This window comes from Caballeronia sp. GAFFF2 (assembly GCF_023631485.1).
In the GTDB taxonomy this organism is placed as follows: Bacteria; Pseudomonadota; Gammaproteobacteria; order Burkholderiales; family Burkholderiaceae; genus Caballeronia.
Genome location: NZ_JALQDA010000050.1, coordinates 24,629 through 44,922, shown reverse-complemented (window position 1 = coordinate 44,922; position 20,294 = coordinate 24,629). Strand labels below are relative to the sequence as shown.

The 20,294-nt window shown below is 65.3% G+C and carries 20 protein-coding genes and 1 pseudogene; 3 read left to right on the top strand and 18 right to left on the bottom strand.

From position 1 onward, the window contains the following. The 8 genes and pseudogenes from NCT04_RS32445 to NCT04_RS32410 all read right to left on the bottom strand — a co-directional run. A pseudogene (locus tag NCT04_RS32445) lies at positions 1-77 on the bottom strand (electron transfer flavoprotein subunit beta/FixA family protein); the annotation flags it as partial. Between the two features lie 46 nt (positions 78-123). Further along, positions 124-732, bottom strand: coding sequence for a HutD/Ves family protein (locus NCT04_RS32440; protein ID WP_250469926.1), 609 nt, complete (start codon positions 730-732; stop codon positions 124-126). Beyond that, a complete protein-coding gene (locus tag NCT04_RS32435) occupies positions 713-1,900 on the bottom strand; it encodes an NAD(P)/FAD-dependent oxidoreductase (RefSeq protein ID WP_250469925.1) in 1,188 nt (395 codons plus the stop codon). Before NCT04_RS32435 ends, NCT04_RS32440 begins: the two co-directional genes overlap by 20 nt. Before the next feature lie 113 nt (positions 1,901-2,013). Next, a complete protein-coding gene (locus NCT04_RS32430) occupies positions 2,014-2,799 on the bottom strand; it encodes an ABC transporter ATP-binding protein (protein WP_244831429.1) in 786 nt (261 codons plus the stop codon). Next, complete coding sequence (locus NCT04_RS32425; protein WP_244831428.1) at positions 2,787-3,560, bottom strand: ABC transporter permease; 774 nt, start codon at positions 3,558-3,560, stop codon at positions 2,787-2,789. The genes NCT04_RS32430 and NCT04_RS32425 overlap by 13 nt, the downstream gene beginning before the upstream one ends. Positions 3,561-3,569: 9 nt before the next feature. Then, on the bottom strand, positions 3,570-4,580 hold the full coding sequence (locus NCT04_RS32420; protein ID WP_250469924.1) for an ABC transporter substrate-binding protein: 1,011 nt from the start codon (positions 4,578-4,580) through the stop codon (positions 3,570-3,572). Positions 4,581-4,714: 134 nt separating this feature from the next. Then, positions 4,715-5,716, bottom strand: a complete 1,002-nt coding sequence (locus NCT04_RS32415) for a LysR family transcriptional regulator (RefSeq protein ID WP_250469923.1) — start codon at positions 5,714-5,716, stop codon at positions 4,715-4,717. 109 nt (positions 5,717-5,825) lie between these two features. Then, positions 5,826-5,966 (bottom strand): hypothetical protein, encoded by a 141-nt coding sequence (locus NCT04_RS32410; protein ID WP_250469922.1) that lies wholly within the window; start codon positions 5,964-5,966, stop codon positions 5,826-5,828. Between NCT04_RS32410 and NCT04_RS32405 the strand changes: the two genes are divergently transcribed. Further along, entirely contained in the window at positions 5,965-6,873 is a 909-nt protein-coding gene (locus tag NCT04_RS32405) for a GlxA family transcriptional regulator (RefSeq protein WP_250469921.1), read from the top strand. The two genes, NCT04_RS32410 and NCT04_RS32405, sit on opposite strands and share 2 nt — an antisense overlap. A gap of 30 nt (positions 6,874-6,903) precedes the next feature. Here the strand turns inward: NCT04_RS32405 and NCT04_RS32400 are convergent, their stop codons facing one another. From NCT04_RS32400 to NCT04_RS32355, 10 genes are all read right to left on the bottom strand, one after another. Then, positions 6,904-8,106: an NAD(P)/FAD-dependent oxidoreductase gene (locus tag NCT04_RS32400; protein WP_250469920.1), complete on the bottom strand. Its 1,203-nt coding sequence runs from the start codon at positions 8,104-8,106 to the stop codon at positions 6,904-6,906. Positions 8,107-8,159: 53 nt separating this feature from the next. Further along, the gene (locus tag NCT04_RS32395; protein ID WP_250469919.1) at positions 8,160-9,806 is read right to left on the bottom strand and encodes an FAD/NAD(P)-dependent oxidoreductase; all 1,647 of its coding nucleotides are present in this window, start codon (positions 9,804-9,806) and stop codon (positions 8,160-8,162) included. 31 nt (positions 9,807-9,837) lie between these two features. Then, entirely contained in the window at positions 9,838-11,202 is a 1,365-nt protein-coding gene (locus tag NCT04_RS32390; protein WP_250469918.1) for an MmgE/PrpD family protein, read from the bottom strand. Position 11,203: 1 nt separating this feature from the next. Next, positions 11,204-12,307: an FAD-binding oxidoreductase gene (locus NCT04_RS32385; RefSeq protein WP_250469917.1), complete on the bottom strand. Its 1,104-nt coding sequence runs from the start codon at positions 12,305-12,307 to the stop codon at positions 11,204-11,206. Further along, positions 12,300-13,553, bottom strand: coding sequence for an aromatic ring-hydroxylating oxygenase subunit alpha (locus tag NCT04_RS32380; RefSeq protein ID WP_250469916.1), 1,254 nt, complete (start codon positions 13,551-13,553; stop codon positions 12,300-12,302). Before NCT04_RS32380 ends, NCT04_RS32385 begins: the two co-directional genes overlap by 8 nt. A gap of 84 nt (positions 13,554-13,637) precedes the next feature. Then, positions 13,638-14,483, bottom strand: coding sequence for a nitrilase-related carbon-nitrogen hydrolase (locus tag NCT04_RS32375; protein ID WP_250469915.1), 846 nt, complete (start codon positions 14,481-14,483; stop codon positions 13,638-13,640). A 10-nt stretch (positions 14,484-14,493) separates the two neighbouring features. After that, a complete protein-coding gene (locus NCT04_RS32370) occupies positions 14,494-15,336 on the bottom strand; it encodes a glycine betaine ABC transporter substrate-binding protein (RefSeq protein ID WP_502800721.1) in 843 nt (280 codons plus the stop codon). A gap of 100 nt (positions 15,337-15,436) precedes the next feature. Then, positions 15,437-16,159, bottom strand: a complete 723-nt coding sequence (locus tag NCT04_RS32365) for an ABC transporter permease (RefSeq protein WP_250469913.1) — start codon at positions 16,157-16,159, stop codon at positions 15,437-15,439. Then, positions 16,156-17,385, bottom strand: coding sequence for an ABC transporter ATP-binding protein (locus NCT04_RS32360; RefSeq protein ID WP_250469912.1), 1,230 nt, complete (start codon positions 17,383-17,385; stop codon positions 16,156-16,158). Before NCT04_RS32360 ends, NCT04_RS32365 begins: the two co-directional genes overlap by 4 nt. Then, positions 17,382-18,131 carry an ABC transporter permease gene (locus tag NCT04_RS32355; protein ID WP_244831416.1) on the bottom strand — a complete coding sequence of 250 codons (750 nt, stop codon included), beginning with the start codon at positions 18,129-18,131 and terminating at the stop codon, positions 17,382-17,384. Before NCT04_RS32355 ends, NCT04_RS32360 begins: the two co-directional genes overlap by 4 nt. Positions 18,132-18,395: 264 nt before the next feature. On the opposite strand from NCT04_RS32355, the gene NCT04_RS32350 reads away from it, so the two are divergent. Both NCT04_RS32350 and hutG read left to right on the top strand, forming a co-directional pair. Beyond that, positions 18,396-19,364: a LysR family transcriptional regulator gene (locus tag NCT04_RS32350; RefSeq protein ID WP_250469911.1), complete on the top strand. Its 969-nt coding sequence runs from the start codon at positions 18,396-18,398 to the stop codon at positions 19,362-19,364. Between the two features lie 42 nt (positions 19,365-19,406). Continuing rightward, on the top strand, positions 19,407-20,219 hold the full coding sequence (gene hutG / locus NCT04_RS32345; protein WP_244831414.1) for an N-formylglutamate deformylase: 813 nt from the start codon (positions 19,407-19,409) through the stop codon (positions 20,217-20,219). The last annotated feature ends 75 nt before the right edge of the window (positions 20,220-20,294 follow it).

Below are 20,294 nucleotides of genomic sequence, written 5' to 3'. Positions count from 1 at the left end.
ACACCCGTGTTGTCCGACTTCACCCGGACCTTCACGTTGTAGTCGACCACGCGCTTGACTGGCACCAGAATTTTCATGGGTGCATATCTCCTTGCTTGAATGATTCGAAAAGAGCCGCGCGGATCAGCGCCGACTGTCGGGCTCGACGAGGACGAGCGCAATCGATGCATCGCTTCCCGACGACCGAGGCGCGAGATGAAGCGCAGGCGCGCCCGGCATGCGCGTCAACACGTGACCTTCCGCCAGCATGATCTCGTCGTCGCTGTCGGCAGCGTGGACGAGGCAGCGGCCATTCATCGTCAGCACGAGCGCGACACATTCGAGGGGCACGAACGCGGCGTCGCGCAATGGCTCGATGCGTGCTCGATAGCGCCCGCGCAACGCCATGACATTGAGCGCGACAACAGGGCCGTCGTGCAACGTGGCTTGCCACGCAACGCCGCCGTCGTATTCCATGGCGATACCGCGCCGCAAGTGACATTGCACGGCGTCGTCTTGCAGCGTGACGCCCGCACCGGTCATGACGAGCGATTGCCGCGTCATGCCGGGAAAGCGCGAATACGGACCGTCGCGTTCCACGTCGGCCAGGCTGATGCGCCAGCCGCCCTCCGCATCTTCCGCGAGCGCGCGCGTGGTGCCGCCGCCGTTGCGCCACGCCTGCGGCGCAAAAGACGCGAGCGGTGCAATGGCGACGCCCTCGGGCGCGCGCGCTTCAGGAGACGGCGCCGACACCGTACTTTCCAGTGAGCAGCGCGCCGGTCTCGAAGCGTTCGATCGAGTAAGGCGCGAGCGAGACATCGGTTTGCAAGCCGAGTGCGGCTTGCGCAAGCACCTTGCCGACCGTTGGCGAGAGCTTGAAGCCGTGCCCCGAAAAGCCGTAGCCGACGACGAGCCCTTCGATGCCGGGCAGCGCGCCGAGCACCGGATTCCAGTCGGGCGTGACGTCGTACACGCCCGTCCACGACGACGCAATGCCCGCCGTTTCGTATGCGGGAAACCGTTCGGCGACCTGAGCGCCGACCTCGACGACATAGTCCATCGAGATGTCGCCCTGTTCGGTATCGGCCGTGGCGAGTTTTTCTCCGGCGGTGCCTTCGCTGACGAGCATCTGATTGCCGCCATAGCAGCGGTAATAGAGCATGCCGGGCGAGGCCAGATCCTTGAACACCGGCATGGTGTAGGTGTAGGCCGCGCCCTCGCATTCGAGCGCGAGCACCGCATGACGCTCCGGCGAGACGGGCAGTGTGCGGCCGGTCCATCCGGCGAGTTCCGGGGTCCAGATGTTCTGCGTGCTCACGACCATTGCCGCTGAAAAATCTCCGATGCTCGTCGAAACGCCGCTCACCTTGCCGTGCTCGATCAGCAAGCGGTTCACGGTGACGTTCTCGCGGATCGTCACGCCGCCGCGCCGCGCCGCGCGAGCGAAACTGGTCGCCGTGAGATACGCATCCGCGAAGCCCGCCTCGGGTTCATAGCCGATCAACGCGGCGTCGTCGAACTGCGCGATGGGCATGAGCTCGTGAGCCTGGCGAGCATCGAGCAATTCGAGCGGAATGCCTTGCTGCTTCTGCTGTTCGAGCGATGCGCGCAGCGGTTCGACCTTGTCGCCATCGGCCGCGACGATCATGTAGCCGCACTTCACGAGTCCGCACGAGGCTTCATCGTCGCCGACGTAGCCCGCGAAATCGTTGAACACGGCCCACGACTTGCGTGCGAGTTCGACGTTTTCCTTGACCGAATAATGCGTGCGCAAAATGCCCGACGATTGCGACGTCGTGCCCGCGCCGATGGTCGCGCGATCGAGCACGAGCACGCTTTTGGCGCCAAGCTTTTGCAGATGAAACGCAACGGAACTGCCGATCACGCCCGCGCCGATCACCACTACATCGTACGTATTCACTGTCGCGCTTCCTTTCTCATGCGGATGATGTTTGCAGTGTGCCGGGTTGCCGCCATCGCGAGCGCTTCATAAGCAAAAGCGATGGATAGCAGCAGTACCGGCGCGTTCGAACGTCAGCCAGCGCCTTCCAGGCCTCGCATGACTTCGGCCTGCACCGTTTCCCAGATCGACTTCTTCATCTCCAGATACGCAGGCGATAGCTGCACTTCGGCGGTACGCGGCAAGGGCAGGTCGTTGCGGATGTCCTGCACGATGCGCCCCGGTTTCGCGCCCATCACGATCATGCGCGTGGAGAGCAGCAGCGCTTCGTCGATCGAATGCGTGATGAAGACGATCGTCTTGCCGCTCTTCTCGTAGATCGACAGAAGCTGTTCCTGCAGCACTTGCCGCGTCATGGCGTCGAGCGCGGCGAAGGGTTCGTCGAGCAGCATCACGTCCGGGTCGTTGGCGAGTACGCGCGCAATCGACACGCGCTGTTTCATGCCGCCCGAAAGCGCGCCGGGATAGCTGTCCTCGAAGCCTTTCAGCCCCACGGCTTCGATATAGCGACGCGCGGCATCACGCCTTTCAGCCCGGCCGACACCGCGCATCTTCAACCCGAACGCGACGTTCTCGCTGACCGTTTTCCACGGAAACAGCGCGTATTGCTGAAAGACCATGCCGCACGCCGGCTCGACATCCTTCACTTCGCGGCCATTGACGAGCACGCGGCCCTGCGTCGGCGGCTCGAAGCCGGAGATCATGTTGAGCATCGTCGATTTGCCGCAACCCGACGCGCCAAGCAGCACGAGAAACTCGCCCTTCGCGACATCGAGATCGACTTCCTTGAGCACTTGCAACGCGCCGAAGGACTTCGCCACGCCTTCGAGGCGAATCATAGGGGCATCTATCGTTGCCATGCGAGCACTCCGCGTTCGATGAGCCTGAACAAGCCATCCGTGATGAGCACCGTGATGCTGATCAGCACCATGCCGAGCACGACCGTATCGGTCTGGAAGAATTCGCGGCCGTTCATGATCATGAAGCCGAGCCCTTGCTGCGCGGCGACGAGTTCGGCGGAAATCACGCAGGTCCACGAGAGGCCGAGAATCACTTTCATGCCCGACAGGATCTGCGGCATGCAGCCCGGCAGGATGACTTCGCGCATGACCTGCCAGCGGTTCGCGCCGAGATTGCGCGCCGCGCGCACGAAGATCGGGTCGATGTTGCGCGTGGCGTCGATCACATAGAGAAGGGCAGGCGCGAACGATCCCATGAAGACGATGCTGTACTTCTGCGTCTCGGTGATGCCGAACCACAGCAGCGACAGCGGTATCCAACTCATCGACGGCAGCGGGCGCAGGAAGGACAGCAGCGGGTCGAACACGGCGCGCGCCACGCGCGAGGTGCCGAGCGCAATGCCGAGCGGTATCGACACGACCGCCGCGGCGAGAAAGCCCACCATGACCCGGCGTATGGAGGCCAGCACGTTATCGAGCAACGTATGCTGATTCCACATGCGGATGCCGCGGCTCAGCACTTGCGACGGCGCGGGCAGAAACACCGCATCGACCAAACCCGCGCGGCACACGAGTTCCCAGAGCAGCAGAAAGCCGATCAGCGAGCAGGCGCTGACGACGAAAAGCCCGCCGCGCTTCGTCCATTTGTTGTCGGATGCCATGCTGCGCGCTCAGAGATACGACGCGTTGATCCAGTCCGCCACTTTCGGCGACTGGTCGATCTGCTTGAGATCGACGAGCATGTCGCTCAGCTTTTGTACGCCGTCGACGAACGGTCCCGGCTTTCCGCCGCTGCCGACGAATAGCGTCTTTTGCTGCGCGTGGGAATACCACTGCGTCTGCTTGAGCACGGCCATCTGCTCGTCCTGCGTGAGATTCGTGAGCGTCATCAGAATGGGCGCGACCTTCTCCGGCTCGTGCGTCATCATGTCGTTGGCTTGCGCGACACCTTGCAGAAAGGCTTTCGGCACATCAGGATGGGCGCTGGCGAATGCGGTGCGCACCAGCAGCACGTCCGGGCCCGGCGTCAACTGATATTGCTTATAAAGCGAGAACGAGGAATCGTCGAGCAGCAGTTTGGTATCGGGCAGCGCCTTGATGCGGTCGAACGTCGGTGTCCATGCGGCGGCGGCATCGATCTGATTACCGCGATACGCCGCCAGCAGTTCCGTCGCCGGCAAGTTGATGATGCTCACGTCCTTCGCCGGGTCCAAGTTCGCCTGGCGCAGCACGTCGAGCAGCAGGACATGCGAGCTCGACGCATACGTGACGCCGATCTTCTTGCCCTTGAGATCGGCGAGCGACTTCACATTGCCACGCACGAGAAGGCCTTCCGATTTGCCGAAGTTGTTCGGCGTCGAGATGAGCTGAAACTGCTTCGCGCCGCTTGCCATCAGCGCGAGCGCCGAGACGACGCCGGTCCCCGCAATGTCGATGTTCCCCGCCATCACCGCGCCCATGCGCGCCGACGAAGTGGAGAACGATTGCCAGCGGCAGTCGATGCCGAGCTTCGTGAAGATGTCCGTCTTCATCGCGACATAGGCCGCGTAGTGCCCGAGCCATGCCGAGCCGCCGTAGTTGACGACGGTCGCGGCGCGCGCGAATGACGCAAGGCCCGAGGTGGCCGCGGCTACGCCGACGAGTGAAGCCTGCTTCAGAAAACTACGGCGGTTTGTGGTCATCGTCCTGCCCTGTCTCTTAGGTTGAACTGCGTGTATCCGCTGTCAGCTACGGATGGTAGAGGCGAACGCATCCCTGCCATTAAGCCGCGCGGCCGAATCAGAAACTCTTATGTTTTGAAGCAGTTCCGCTAATTTCATGCGGCGCTTTGCGCGGCGAACGCGGCGGTGTAGGCATCGAAAAGGTGGGGCGGCGCGCCGGGCAAAGCCGCAAGCAAGCCGGGTGCAATTACGTCGCGCGTCACGGCCACCGACTCGCGCGCGACGGCCTCTGCCATCGACGACCATTCGGCCTGACGCGTGAGAATGTAGAAATGACGATGCCCGATGCGCGTCGTGGCCAGCGGCACGACCGCGATATCCGCCAGATGCGCGCGCGATTGCCAGAGACACAGCGGCGACGTGATGGCGCAGCCGAATCCCGAGCCGACCAGACTCAGAAGCGGGTCGGTATCGTCAAATTCATAGCGGTTCGGGGCGTTGAAATTCATGTGCCTGATGAGCCGCTCCACTTGCTGCCCGATGAGCGAGCGGCCCGTATAACGCAAGAGCGGCAACTCGCGCAGCACCTCATGAAAGGACTCGGGCGCGCGCTTGCCGCTGAAGCGCCTCGGCGCGACCGCAATGAAAGTCTCGGAGAAAAGCGGCCGTAGTTCGACGCGTCGTGGATCGAGCGTGGCTTCCGTGCAAATGGCGAGATCGAGTTCGCGATTGGTAAGCTGTTCGCTGAGGGTCGGCGTGAGGCCGGACCACATCGACAAGGTTTTCATGCGCCCGGAAAGACGTTGCACGAGATGCGGCCCGACGCTTCCGGCGAAGGAATCCACGCAACCAATGCGCAGACTCGGCACGCCTTCGCTCGTCGCCGTACGCACGTCGTGCGAGACCGCCTGCGCGTGTTCGAGCAGCGCGCCCGCGCGATCGAAGAGAATGCGGCCCGCCGCGTTGGGCCGCACCGGACGGAACTCGCGATCGAAGAGCGCCACGCCTTGTTCGCGCTCGAGCGCCGCGATGAGCTGGCTCACGGCGCTTTGCGTGACGCCGAGTACGCGCGCCGCTTCCGTCATGGAGCGGGTTTCGCAGACCGCGACGAACGCCTGCAACGCGCGCAGATCGACCCCGACGAACGAATTTCGCATGCTTTCTCCTCGGCCGATTCCGCCGCAGATGCAGCGCGTGTCGCCGCTCAGATCCCATACCGTTGCGGCACTTCTGGCCATACGCTTGTTTTAGCGACCATAATAGCGCTCACATGCCTGGCCCCAAGCCGCCTTCGCGAATGCGGAGGTTCGAATCGTCCATTGCGAATCGCGCGTTGCTCAAATCCGCTTCTTCGTCCGCCGCCGTGCCTCGCCAGTTCGTGTTCTTGCTGGCCGATGGCTTGTCCATGATGAGCCTCTCGTCCGCCATCGAGCCGTTGCGCTCGGCCAACCGCCTCGCTGGCGAAACATTGTATGCGTGGACGCTCGCCAGCCTCGACGGCGAGCCGGCGCCTGCATCGAACGGCATCGCGCTTGCCGCGCGCAAGTTCGACGACGTGCTGGCCGGCGCGGACTATGTGTTCGTCTGCGGCGGCCTGCGGCTCGCGCCCGCGCTCGAACCGGCCTTCGTCGCCGCGTTGCGACGCGCGGCGCGCACCGGTGCGGTCATCGGATCGCTTTCCACGGGCACTTATCTACTCGCGCTGGCAGGCCTGCTCGATGGCTATCAATGCACCATCCACTGGGAAAATCTGCCGGCTTTCACGGAGGCTTTTCCCGACCTGCTGTGCAGCAGCAAGCTGTATGAAATTGATCGTGACCGCATGACGTGCTCGGGCGGCATTGCTTCGATGGACCTGATGCTGCATCTCATCAAGATGCAGCACGGCAGCGATCTCGCGGTGCGCGTGGCGAACCAGTTCCATCACGAGCGCATGCGCGACACCGCCGACAGCCAGCGCGGCTGGCGCGACCAGAATCACGCGAGTCTGCCGCGCGGCATCCGCCGGGCAATCGAGATGATGCGCGCGCATGTCGAGACGCCGTTGCAGATCAACGATATCGGCTCGGCTATCGGCATGACGTCGCGGCAGATGGAACGCCTGTTCCTGCGGCATCTGAACGCGACGCCCGCACGCTACTACGTGCAGTTGCGGCTGGAGCGCGCGCACGAAATGCTCACGTATTCGAGCGTGCCGGTCGCGGATGTCGCGGTGGCGACGGGATTCGCGTCGCCTTCGCATCTGGCGCGCTGGGTCCGGCGCGCCTACGGCATCAGTCCGACGGAGTTGAGGGCGGCGCAGACGCAGTCGTGAGCAGGCGGGCGTAAGGGCGACGCAATGCGCTCAGGCCGCTTCCAGCACCGGCGCCGATGCGCGCAGCGGCAACGGCAGCCAGCCCTGAAGCTCGCGCCAGTCCGGTTCGAGATGAGCGAAGCGCGCCAATCTCAGCGACGACAAATCCGCAAAACCGCAGCGCCCGTCCATCACGAGGTCGCGGATGGCGTGACCGCTTGCGGGCGAAAGGCCGAAGCCGACGCTCGATAGCGTGGCGACCGTCACATTGCCTCGTTCATCCGGACGATCGATCACGGGCCGTCCATCCGGCGTGTTCTCGATATATCCCGCCCAACTGCGGATGACTTTAGCGTGCGCCGCCTTGGGCAGCAACGCAGCCAGGCGCGCCGCGATACTGCACTGAAGCGGAGTCGATTGCGGCCGCACCTTCGGCACATCGTCGAGGCCGATCCATTCGTGCGGACCGCCGCCGTAAGCGAGATTGCCGCGCAGCGTCTGCCGTCCATAGAGGCCATTGCCGTCCACGCCGCCGATGGCCATTGGCGGCAACGGCTCGGTGACGATCATCTCGGCGCGTGCGGCGGCGAGCGGCACATCGATATCGAGTTGCGCCGCGAGCACGCCGGTATGCGGCCCGGCCGCGATCACGAGATGATCGCAGGCAATCTCGCCGTGAGCCGTTTTCACCGCGCTCACGCGTCCGCCTTGCCGGACGAATCCTGTCACCGGCGTGTGCTGGAGAATGCGCCCGCCGTGATCCTCCAGCGCCCACGCATAAGCCTGCAACGTGCGATGCGGATTCGCATGTCCGCCGAAGTGATAGAAGTAGCCGGCATGGACGTTGTCGCCGGCGAGCGGCACCAGTTCGCGCACCTGTTTGGCATCGAGCACGTCCGAGCGCAGGCCGTGGTGTTCGCCGTTTTCGAGCGCGCGCCGGTACAACACGAACTGCTGTTCATCGAGCGCAATGCGCAGACGCTCGGCGCGGAACTCGGTCGGATAGCCGAGCAGGTCGTCCATCATCGGCCAGAGACGCTGTTCTTCGAGAAAGAGCGGGCTGTGATGATGCGAGCAACCGCCGCCGTTGCGGCCCGACGCGCCCCAGCCGATCATTCCCGCTTCGAGCACCAGCACGTCGACACCCTCGCGCGCGAGCCACCATCCCGCCGACAAACCCGTTACGCCGCCGCCGACGATAACCACCGAAGCGCCCTTCGGCGTGCCGCTGTCCTGTTGCGTGTCTGCTTTCATGCTTGTCTGTCCGGAAGATTCGATTCGAGTGCGACGGCCGGTCGATGCTTCGTTCATTCGCTCGCCACCGGTTCGCCCTGACGGCGTGTGGCCGCGCGATACAGCGGATCGACACGCCAAAACGGCACCCATTGCGACGCCATGCCGAACCAGCTGTCCCAATGCGCGCCGGTCTCCTGCGCTTCGGCCACCTCGGCTAGCTGCCGCAGCGCGAGCGGCCGGACGGGCGCGCGGAATGTGGCGAGCGGAATCCGCGGCAGCGCGCAGCCGGAGCCTATCGCGAGCAGCGCGGCGACTTGCTCGCGGCATCGGCGGCCCTGGCACGGGCCCATGCATGCGCGCGTGAGACGCTTCACCGCGTCGGGACTGGGCGGCCCGCTTTGCGCGAGACCCGCGACGCCGCGTGTGTCGTGAAGCGCGTCGGCGGGCTGCCAGCCGAGGTAGCGCGGCGGACGCACATCGAGGATTTCGCGCGCCGTCACTTCCTCGCACTGGCAGACGAACGGCTCGCCCGCCGCGCCGATGACGCTTGCCCGCACCCATTCGACACGCGATAGCGCGATGTCTTGCGCGGGCGCATCGGGTTGGCGCGCGGGCGGCGCGTCGGCGAGAGAAGCGCTTTCATCCAACAACGATAAAGCCGCGCGCGCCGCAAGGCGGCCTTCTTCACGCGCGATCGTTTCGTCGCGGCTCTTCGCCGGCCAGACGCCCGCGCAGTCGCCTGCCGCGTAGGCGAACGGCAACGAGGTGCGCTGCATCGCATCGACACGGGCGATATGACCGCCGCGCGCGGCATCGAACGCAGTCGCGCAGCCTGCCGCTTCGAGCAGCTCGATTGCAGGCAACGCGGCGATGCCGAGCAGCACGGTATCGCAATCGAATGTCGTCAGGGCGGTCGTGTCGGGCGTGGCTGCGTCGACGGAAGTCACGCCATAAGCATCGCCATGTGCATGGCGCACGACATGACGCGTGAGAATGTGCGCGCCGCTCGCTTCGAGTTGCGCCGCGAGCGCCGCATCGCCGACGATTTTGCCAGCCTGTTCGATCACCGCGACGATCTGCACGCCGCGCGAGACGAGTTCGAGCGCCACGTTCAGCGCATCCGTGTCGCTGCCGACGAGCACCGCGCGCCGCGCGTCGAGCGCGCCGTAGAGAACCGCGAGCCGCCACGCGGCGCTCGCACCCATCACGCCCGGCCGTTGCCAGCCGTCGAAGGCAAGTCCCATGTCGCGCCGCCCCGACGCAACGATCACCTGATTGAACTGAAGCAGCCAGGTATGTTCGGCGTCCGCGAGACCGGCCACGTGCGTGCCGATCCAAGCGTTCGCCGGCCCGTGCGGGAAGAGTCCCCACACTGCCGTGCCCAGCTTCACGTCGATACCCGCTTCGAGGGCGTCGCCCAGTTCGGGACGGGCGTCGAGCATGGCTTCGAGCATCGCGTTGGCGTTGCCTGCCTCCGCGCCCATGCGGCTGCCGAAGTGCAGCGGCACGTCTTCGCCCATGGTTTCGAGCGGCACGGGGTTTTCGTCGACGAGCGTGACGCGTGTACCGCGACCGGCCGCTTCGAGTGCCGCCGCGATGCCGGCCGGCCCCGCTCCGACGATCAGCAGATCGGTCGATTCGCCGATGGGCGGCGCCTTGCCCGCCACGGACGCGGGATCGTGGAACGGCGTTGGGAATGCGTCGGGATTTACTGGCATGGCTCGTTGTTTCGTTGGCTGATCGGAGTGTTCATGTTTGCGACGCACTGGGCGGCGTGCCCAGCACGAGTTCGCACAGGCGCCCGGCGCGGGCGTGCGGTTCGGCGAGCGCATCCACCGCGTCTTCGAGTTCGCGCGCGAACCGTGCGCCGAAGCGCGCGCCGCAGAGTTCACGAAATTTGTCGCGCTCGGCGTCGGGTGTCATCGGGCGCGCGAGGTCGCCGCTTGCCTGCATCGGACCGGAATCGAGGCGGCGGCCGTCGCGCAGTTCGACCGTCACGCGCGCCCAGCGCTCGGCGGGAAACGCGGCGCTGAACGCGGCGTGCTCCTTTGCGACGAGGCGCGGCAGCAACGCGCACGCGGCGGGATCGGCAAGGCCCGAATCGCCGATGGTGCCGGCATCGACACGGCCATGCGCCAGCGCCGCCGCGACGGGAAACAGCACGCCATACTGCGCTTCCTCGGTGGTGCGTGGCAGCGCGGACCAGAGACGCGTCGCCTCGTGGAAAGTTTCGATCTCCACGCGCTCGATGTTGGCCGCATCGAAGCCGTCGAGCGCGCGCACTGCAAGCGCGGCGGCGATTGCCGGATGCGCCCAACGGCACACTGGATACGGCTTCATATACTGTTCGAGGATCAGCCAGCGATCGCCGAGGTCGGACCAGCAGGCGGGCGCATCGCGTTCGACGGTGGTCGCGGGCGCGCCGGTGTAGCCGCGCGCGGCAAGCAGGGCGGCGCTGATGCCCGCCAGCGCGCCCCAACCCGAGCCGTCCTTCAGCATGGTCGGATGATCGATGCAGCGCATCATGTCCGAACGCGGCCCGTGATATTCGGCGATGCCGAGCGCGTGGCGCGTCGCCGGTATGTCGAAGCCGAGCGCGCGGCTCGCGATAGCGGCGGCCGCCAACGCATTCCACGCGCCCGAGGTGTGATATTCGCGGCTCGTCGCATGCAGCGCGATACCGGCACGCGTGCCTATTTCATAACCGAGCACCGTCTGCACGATGAACTCGCGTCCGCTCATGCCGGGCACGCGCTCAGTCATGGCGAGCAGGGCCGGCAAGACGGTGACGCCCGCGTGGCCCTTGGTGAGCGCGTGGCCGTCATGGCCGTCGAGACTGTCGATGGTCGTTGCGCCCGCGAACGCCGCGCCCGGAGCACTGACAATGCGCCCGTCGAACAGCATGCGCGCGGGGGTGCGTCCGGCCGCGAAACAATCGAGCGCATGCTCGCGCGCGATTGTCGAAAGCCGTGTGGACGTGCCCGCCGCCGCGACGCCGAGCAGGTCGAGAATGCGGCGCTGCGCGTCGCGCACGACGGCAGCGGGAAGCATGTCGAAGCCAAGCGTGCGCGTGAAGCGGCTGGCGTCGTGATGAAGCGTCGGTGCCGTTTGCATGTCAGAAGGCGATTTCGACATCGGTCAAGGGACGGCTCGAACACGCGAGAATCCAGCCTTGCGCTTCTTCGGCCGCGGAAATTCCGCCTGCATGTTTCATCGCGACTTCGCCCGAAAGGTGGCGCACTTTGCACGTGCCGCACAGGCCGCTCGCGCAACCGCACGGAATCACCACTTGCTGACGCGTGGCCGCGACGAGCAGCGTTTCGCCCGCGCGCACATCGAAGCGCCGGCCGTTCAGCCACGCGTTGAAAATGGCATCGCGCTGTTCGTCGGACGAAGGTGCGCCGGTCGTCGCGGCTTCGCTTTCCATCGGCTCGATCACGGGACCGAAATGCTCCATATGAAACGCCGCGCGGCGGGCGCCTTCGGCCGCATGAATCTGCCGCACGCTCTGCATGAAACCGGCTGGACCGCAGCAATAGACCGTGCGGCGTCCGAAGTCCGGCGCCATTGCCCAGAGCGCGCCGCGCGACATGCGTCCGCGCAGACCGAACCAGCCGGGTGCGGGCGCGCTCAGCCACACGTGTACTGTCAGATTGGGCATGCGCGCCTGAAGCGTCGCGAGTTCATCGGCAAAAAGAATGTCGTCCACGCCGCGCGCGCAATGAAGCCAGGCGATGTCGGCGTGCGGCGAGCGGCGCGCCAGCGTGCGCAGCATGGACATCAGCGGCGATGCGCCCGAGCCCGCCGACACTAGCCCGAGAGGCGTATTGGCCGATGCATCGAGTGTGAAGCGTCCGAGCGGATAGCGCGTGTCGATGCGCATGCCCGGCGCGAAGCGCTCATGCAGCCAGCGGGTGACGACGCCGCCGGACTGCGCCTTGATCGTCAGTTCGAGCGCGTCCGCTTCGAGCGGCGTCGAGGCGATAGAAAACGTGCGGTCGAAGCGCCGCCCCTCGATATCGAGCGTCAGCAGCATGGCCTGGCCCGGCGCGTAGCGGCGCGCGCCGTCGGGGTGCGGATCGCGCAGGCGAAAGGTCTTGACGCCCGGCGCTTCGTCACGCACGCCGATGCACTCGAGCGTGCGCGATGCGGGCGTGTCGCAGGCGAAGGCGAGGGTGCCGTCGAACGCCGTATCGGAAGATGTCGGCACATCAGCCATTCGACACCTTCAGCGCGATTGAGCGCTGCCCGTGTGCGCCGTCCAGATGTGACGCGAGCTTCCTTGCATACCAGTTCGTGAAGTTGCGCAGCATGAACTCGGACGGCGCATACGGTCCCGGCGCATAGCCGAGTGAGCCCACGCCCAGCTGATTGTTCGCCGCGAGCCGCGCGTCCTGCACGTTGGTCGCGTTCCATACGGACGTGAGCGTATCGACGTCGTAATCGACGCCTTCGACGGCATCCTCGTGTACGAGCCACGTCGTGCGCAACACCGTGCGCGTGGCCGACAGCGGCAGAATGCGGAAGTGGATGATGTGGTCGGCGAGAAAATGATTCCAGTTGTTCGGCACGCGAAACATGCGCACCGAGCCGAGATCCGGATCGGTGAGGTCGCCGAGCAGCTTGCCGCACGCGGGCGATCCATCCGGCGTGAAGGACACCGCGCCGCGATGAAACGGCAGCCGGATGCAGCGGAATTCGTCGCCGCCATCGGCGGGCAAATGCGGCAAGCCGTGACGGTCCCACTTCGCAGCCTGGGCTTCCATCAACAGACGGAAGTCGCGCGAGCCAGCGGGATCGTCGGGCAACGCGAATTCGACGAGCGTCGCAAGCAACTCCGGATGATTGGCCGCGCAGTGATAGCACTCGCGATTGTTCTCGATGACGAGCTTCCAGTTGGCTTCCTCGATCATCGTCACGCTGGCCGCGACCTTGGTGCGCCACGGCTGATGCGGCGCGAGGTAGGGCGTGACCGCGTCGCGAAAGCGCGTGATGTCGGGCGGCGTCGCGGCAAGGCAGATATAGACCATGCCGCACACGATCTCGACATGCACGGCGCGCAAGCCGTAGCCCTCGCGCTCGAAGCCCGCCGGCATCTGCCGCGCATGCAGGAGCGCGCCGTCGAGGTCGTACACCCACTGGTGATACGGACAAGTAAGCCGATGCGCATGCCCTTTCTCTTCGAGACAGATGCGCGAGCCGCGATGCCGGCAGGTATTGAAGAACGCGCGGATTTCGCCGTCCATGTCGCGCAGCACGAGCACCGATGTCGCGCCGATTTCCAGCGTCAGATAATCGCCCGGTTCGCGCAGTTCGCAGCTGTTGCAGGCGAACAGCCACTCGTCGTTGAAGACGGCGTCGAGGTCGAGCCGATGAAAGGCTTCATCGGTATAGAAAGGCTGCGGCAGCGAGAAGTTGTCCTGGCGCTCGGCCAGGGCGGCGCGCACGCGCGTCGGGTCGATCATCGTCACACTCCCATGCGAACGATCAGTTGAATCGATTGTCGGTCGCGGATATGACCGGTGCGGGCAGACACACGACCAACGCGATCACGAAACCGACACGATGCCGCTTTCGAGTGCGTGGATGCCGCGGGCATCGCGCAGGGTCGGCAAGTCGAAGCGCGCGGCGCGCACGGCTTCGTAGTCGAGCGTCGCCACGACCAGTTCCTCACGTGCCGATTCGCTTTGCGCGAGCGTTTCGCCGCGCGGCCCGACGACGCGCGAGCCGCCCCAAAAGCGCAGGCCGTTTTCACGGCCGACGCGATTGGCGAACACGACAGGCAGACCGTAGACGAGTGCATGGGCGCGCAGCACCGTGTCCCAACCGCGCGGATTGTCGAAGGCGTCGCCCACGGCTTCGACTGCCGAACTCACCGGCGCCGCGCATAGCGTCGCGCCGTCGCAGGCAAGCCGATGCATCACCGCCGGGCTCCACAAATCCGCGCACACGGGCGTGGCGATCTGCCAGCGCGGATCGGCGGGCAGCGTGAACTGGTCGAGCCGCGCGCCGTGTCCGTAGTGCTTGCCGTCGTCGAGCCGGCCGTAAGTGGCAAGCGCGATCTTGCGATGCACGTGCACCACGCGTCCCGCGTACAGTGTCGCGACGCTGTTGTAGAACTGCGCGCCCGCCGCTTCCTCGACGAAGCCAACCACGGCGGCAAGCGGCGAGCACGCTTCAGCCAGCTCGAGGAGCGCGGCGGCATTGCGCGGCAAGGCGAGCCTCAAGGCATCGGCGCCCGCACTGTGACCGGCAAGCGACAACTCGGGAAACACGAGCAACTGAACGCCGCGCCCGCGTGCTTCGTCGATAAAGCGGCGATGCGCCGCCAGATTCGCGGCCAGATCGCCCGCGACGGTTTCGGTTTGCGCGGCGGCGACGATAAAAGGCTTCATCGGACGCGCGTCAGATCAGTCCGGCGGACTTGAGGAAAGTAGCCGACACCTCGTCGAGCGACCTCTTCTGGACGTCGACCTCGGCGTTGAGTCGCGCCATCGTTGCGTCGTCGAGTTTGGCCGACAGCGCGTTCAGGATGCCCGCGAGGTTCGGATTCGCGTCGAGCGCCGCCTTGCGTGCGACCGGCGTAAGCGCGTAGGCGGGGAAGAAACTCTTGTCGTCACGCAGCACTATGAAGTTGAAAGCGGGCACGCGGCCATCGGTCGTGAAAACGAGCGCGGTGTCCACCTGACGGTCCTTCAGCGCTTGATAGGTGAGACCCGAATCCATCCGCTTGATCTGCGACGGACCGAAGCTGAAGCCGTATTCTTTTTGCAGCGGACGCAGGCCGTCCGGGCGCGCATAGAACTCGGAGTTACACGCGAAGGTCAGTTCCTTGCCGCTGTTGAGCACCTTGGCGAGGTCGCTCATGGTCGTGACGCCGAGCTTCTGGGCGACATCGCGGTTCATGGCGATGCCGTAGGTATCGTTCGCCTTCGACGGGTCGAGCCACACGAGACCTTTCTGGGCATCCAGTTCCTTGACGCGCGCATAAGTTTGCTGCGGGTCGAGCTTGTCGGTCACCTTGTTGTAGGTGATGAGCGAAGTGCCGGTGTATTCCCAGTACACGTCCACCTGACCGTTTTCCTGCGCCTGACGCAGCACCGTGCTGCCCATGCCGTCTTTCTTGACGACCGTGAAACCCTTCGCCTTGAGCAGTTGTGTGGTCATTTCCGCCAGCAGCACTTGTTCGGTGAAGTTCTTGCCGCCGACCGTGACGGTTGGCGCAGCCTGCGCGGCCTGCAGGGCCATCGTTCCGAGGGCAAGCGTGAACAGGGATGCGCCGAAAAGACGCGACCACAGTTTGCATGACAGCAAAGGCTTGAGCATGAGCTTCGTTATCCAGGAAAGATCAGCGTTGAGGACTGACGCCGCGCGGCACGAGCCAGTGCTGCATCTGCGCGACGAACAGGTCGGTTGCGACCGCGAGCAGGGCGGTCGGGATGGCGCCCGCAAGCAGCATCGTGAAATCGTTGAGGTCGATGCCCGTGAAAATAAGCTCGCCGAGACCGCCGCCGCCGACGAGGAACGCGAGCGGTGCGGTGCCGACTGTGATGGCGAGCGCGGTGCGCACGCCCGCGAGAATCACGAACATGGCGTTGGGCAATTCCACCTTGAAGAGAATCTGCCGTTGCGTCATGCCGATGCCGTTCGCGGCCTCGATCAGCGCGGGCGGCACGGCGCGTATGCCTTCGTATGTATTCATCGCGATGGGCAGCAGCGTGGCGAGCCATAACGCGAGAATCGCGGGCTTCGCGCCGATGCCGAGCACGCTCATGGCGAGCGCGAGAATGGCGAGCTTGGGCACGGCCTGGCCCGCGTTGAGCGTGAACATCACGAACTGCGCGGCCCGGCCGTTGTCGGGGCGACTCAGCCAGATGCCCGCGGGCACCGCAACCACGATAGCCGCGACGCCCGCGATCAGCACCATCAGCATCTGCTGGCCGGACTGATAGACGATGTCCGCGCGATACTGCCCGATCGATGCGAGCCAGTCGTCTGCATGCGCCGATGCGCTGGCCAACGCCATCATCGCGCCTAACGCAATACGCGAACCGCCGCGTCGATGGTTCATCGCGCGCCTCCGAATGCGAGTTCGGGATGCGCCCCGTCATCGCGCGATGCATCGCCTGCTTTCGCCGCGTCGCCAGCGGACGAGGCCAAGCCGCCTTCGGGCAATGCCGCGCCGGACACGCACGCCGCGCGCGCCATCAGCGCGATGCGTTCATACGTCACGTAGCCGATGAAGCGTCCGTCCGCGTCGACGCCCGGCAGCCACGACGCGCCGTGCGCGAGCAGCATCGACATGACCGCGCGCAGGTCGTCGCCCGCGCGCACCACGCCCGGCAACGCGCGCAGACTCGGCGCTTCGAGCGTGGCGCCGCTGGCGTCGAGTTCGGCCGCGCCGACGTGGCCGGCCGGTCTGCCGTGGGCGTCGAGCACGACCAGTGCGTCGGCCACGTGATCGCGCAAGAGCGCACGGGCATCGGCGCTCGGGTAGCCGAGCCGCGCGACGCGCGCCGGTTCCAGCGCCGCATCGACGGCGCGCATCAGGCGCAGACGCTTGAGCGCCCGGTCAGTGCCCACGAAATCGGCGATGAACGCGCTCGCGGGACGCGCCAGCAGTTCATCCGGGCTCGCCAGTTGTTCGAGCTTGCCGTTGCGGAAGATCGCGACCTTGTCGCCCATTTTCATGGCTTCGTCGATGTCGTGGCTGACGAACATCACGGTCTTCTTCAGGGTCGTCTGAATATGGCGGAATTCGTCCTGAATCGACGCGCGATTGATCGGATCGATGGCGCCGAACGGTTCGTCCATCAGCATCACCGGCGGATCGGCGGCGAGCGCGCGCGCCACGCCCACGCGCTGCTGTTGCCCGCCCGACAGGTCGCGCGGATAACATCGCATGTAGATGGCCGGATCGAGCGTGACCATCTCCAACAGCTTTTCGGTGCGCTCGCGGATGCGCGTTTTGTCCCAGCCGAGCATCTTCGGCACGATACCGATGTTCTCGGCGACCGTCATGTTCGGGAACAGGCCGACTTGCTGAATCGCATAGCCGATGCGCCGCCGCAACTCGACGATATCGAAGCCCGCCGTATCCGCGCCGCCGATCAGAATCTGCCCTGAGGTGGGCTGCACGAGCCGGTTGATCATCTTGAGCGTCGTCGTCTTGCCGCAACCGGACGGCCCGAGCAGCACGCAGAGTTCGCCTTCGCCGATCGTCATCGACACGTCGTCGACGACTGGCTTTTCGCCGCGCTTTTCGAATCGCTTCGTCAGATGTCGAAGATCGATCATCGTCCCTCCGCTGTGGATGAAATCGGCGTCGCGGCCGTCGCGGCCGTCACCAGCGGCCCGCGCGTCGCGTTGCGGCGCCAGAAGAAGCGCGCCTGGCGCGGCCGCATGCCTTCCGGCGTCAGGCGCCATTGCAGCGCGCCCAGGCCGAGGTCGGCGAGGATCGCGAGCAGCGCGACGATCACCGCGCCCGCGATCAACTGGCGCGGATCGGATTGCGAAATGCCCCGGCTGATCAGCCGCCCGAGCCCGCCCGCGCCGATATACGTGGCAATCGCCGCAATGCCTATATTCATGACCACCGCCATGCGTACGCCCGCCATGATGATCGGCACGGCAATCGGCATCTCCACGCGGTAGAGCCGCTGCCACGCGGTCATCCCCATGCCGTTGGCGGCTTCGCGCAGCGCGGGATCGAGGTTGCGGATCGCGGCGTAGGTGTTGCGCACGATCGGCAATTGCGCATACAGAAAGAGCGCGATGGCGGCAGGCAGAAAGCCGATGCCCTGTCCGATCAGCGAGAGTACCGGAATCAGCAAGCCGAAGAGCGCGATGGATGGGATCGTCATGAGCATCGCGGCGGCGTACAACACCACGCGCGCGAGCCGCTCGTTGAGCGTGATGACGATGCCGAGCGCGACGCCCGTCACGATGGCGCAGCCGACGCCGGCAAGCACCAGCAACACGTGATCGACCAGCATGGAAGCGATCGACGCCGCGTTGCTCCAGATAAAAACCAGTGTCTCCACTGCGGCCTCCCGCGCCTCGATGCCCGTGACGAATGAATGTACCGGTCCAAAATCGCCGGAACCGGCACAAACTCGACGTCTACTGTCATTAATGCGACACGGGCCCCGATCTCGACAAACGACGCACGATCATTTTGCATAAGGCAAACTTATGGCCCATGCGGGCGTTTGCGCGAGACGCGCGGCTTCCAGCCCAGTGCGTGCAACATGAGCGCCGCACGGCGGGACTTGGCCGGGCGCGTGCCTGCAAACCACGGAAACGCGATGAGACGCACCCCACCACCTATCGATCTACGCGCATTGCAGGCCTTCGTCGCCGTTTGCGAGACCGGTTCGATGACGGCAGCCGCGAAACATCTGGGCGTGAGCCAGAGCGCGGTGAGCCAGTCGATTGCGTCGCTCGAGCGCGAGCAGGGCGCTGGCTTGTTCGATCGCGACAGCCGCCCGCCGCGTCCGAATCTGGCGGGACGCGCGCTGCTCGAACTCGCCGGGCCGCTGCTCGACCATGCGCAAATGGTGAGCACGCGTATCGGCGATGCGTCGCTGGCGGGAGCGCTGCCTCTGCGGCTTGGCTGCGTCGATTCCTTCGCGGCGACGGTCGGCCCCGAACTCATTCGCGCGATGTCCGGTTCCGCGCGGCAGATTGCCTTGTGGTCGGGACTCACGCCGGGCCTGTCCGACCAGATGCACGCGCGCGAGGTCGATATCGCGGTCTGTACGCAAACGGTGCTGAACGACAGCCGTATCGTCGAGATGCCGTTGTTTTCGGAAGCGTTCGTGGCCGTCGTGTCGCGACGCTGGCTCGATGAGCGCCAAGGAGCGTCGTCATGGCGGCAGCTTGCAACGGAACTGCCGTTGATCCGTTATACGGCGCGCTCGGTGATCGGCCAGCAGGTGGAGCGCTTCGCGCGGCATCTGGGTATCGAAAGTCCGCGCCGCTACGAGTTCGATGCGACCGATCCGCTCCTGAGCCTCGTCGCCGCGAAACTCGGCTTCGCCATCTCGACACCGCTGTGTCTCTGGCAAGCGCGGCATTATCTGGATGAAATCGCCGTGCTGCCTCTGCCCGCGAGCCGGCTTGGGCGACGCGAGTTCTTTCTGCTGCATCGACAAGGCGAATGGAGCGATTTCGTCGATGAGATCGCCGTGCTCACACGCCGCGTGCTCGACCATCTGATTCGTCCCGCGCTCAAGCGTGCCTTGCCGACATTGCGGGACGACGCGTTGCTTTGAATGTACTGCTCTCAACCTCGATTACCCTTCGCTACTCACGCCATGAACGAAATCTTCACCCTCACTCGCGGCGATGCGCCGCTCCTGCTGTCGATTCCGCACCTCGGCACGATCATCCCCGACGACCTGCGCGGCCAATACACGGACATTGCGCTGACGGTCGCCGATACCGACTGGCATCTCGACCGCCTCTACGCGTTCGCGCGTGAACTCGGCGCGACCGTGCTCGGCGCGCGCCTGTCGCGTTATGTGATCGACCTGAACCGGCCGTCTTCGGACGAAAGCCTCTATCCGGGGCAGACCACGACGGGCTTGTGCCCGGACCTGACGTTTCGCGGGGAGCCGGTTTATCGCGAAGGCTGCGTGCCCGACGCCGCCGAAAAGCAGCGCCGCGTCGCGGCTTACTGGAAGCCGTATCACGACACCATCGCCGGCGAACTCGCGCGCCTGCGCGAGAAGCATGCAAACGTGCTGTTGTGGGAAGCGCATTCGATCGCAAGCGTATTGCCGCGTCTGTTCGAGGGCAAGCTGCCGGATCTGAACATCGGTACGCAGGACGGGCGGACGGCAGCGCCGCCGGTGTTGCAGGCGGTCGTCGACGGGGCTGCGGAGAGCGGCTATACGTGGATTGCCAATGGCCGCTTCAAGGGCGGTTTCATCACGCGGCACTTCGGCGCGCCGGAGAAGGGCGTTCATGCCGTGCAGCTGGAGATGTGTCAGAGCACGTATATGGACGAGACGCCTCCGTTCGACTATGCGCCAGCGCGTGCCGATGCCGTACAGGCGGTGGTCGAGCGGATGGTTCGGGGGGCCGTGAAAGCGGTGGCTGGGATATCGTCAACGACTGGTGGATGACGAACTCGCTGGAGCATCGAGCGGGCATGCGTGGACACAAAAAGCCCAGCAGCATTCAAGGCCGCCGGGTTTAAT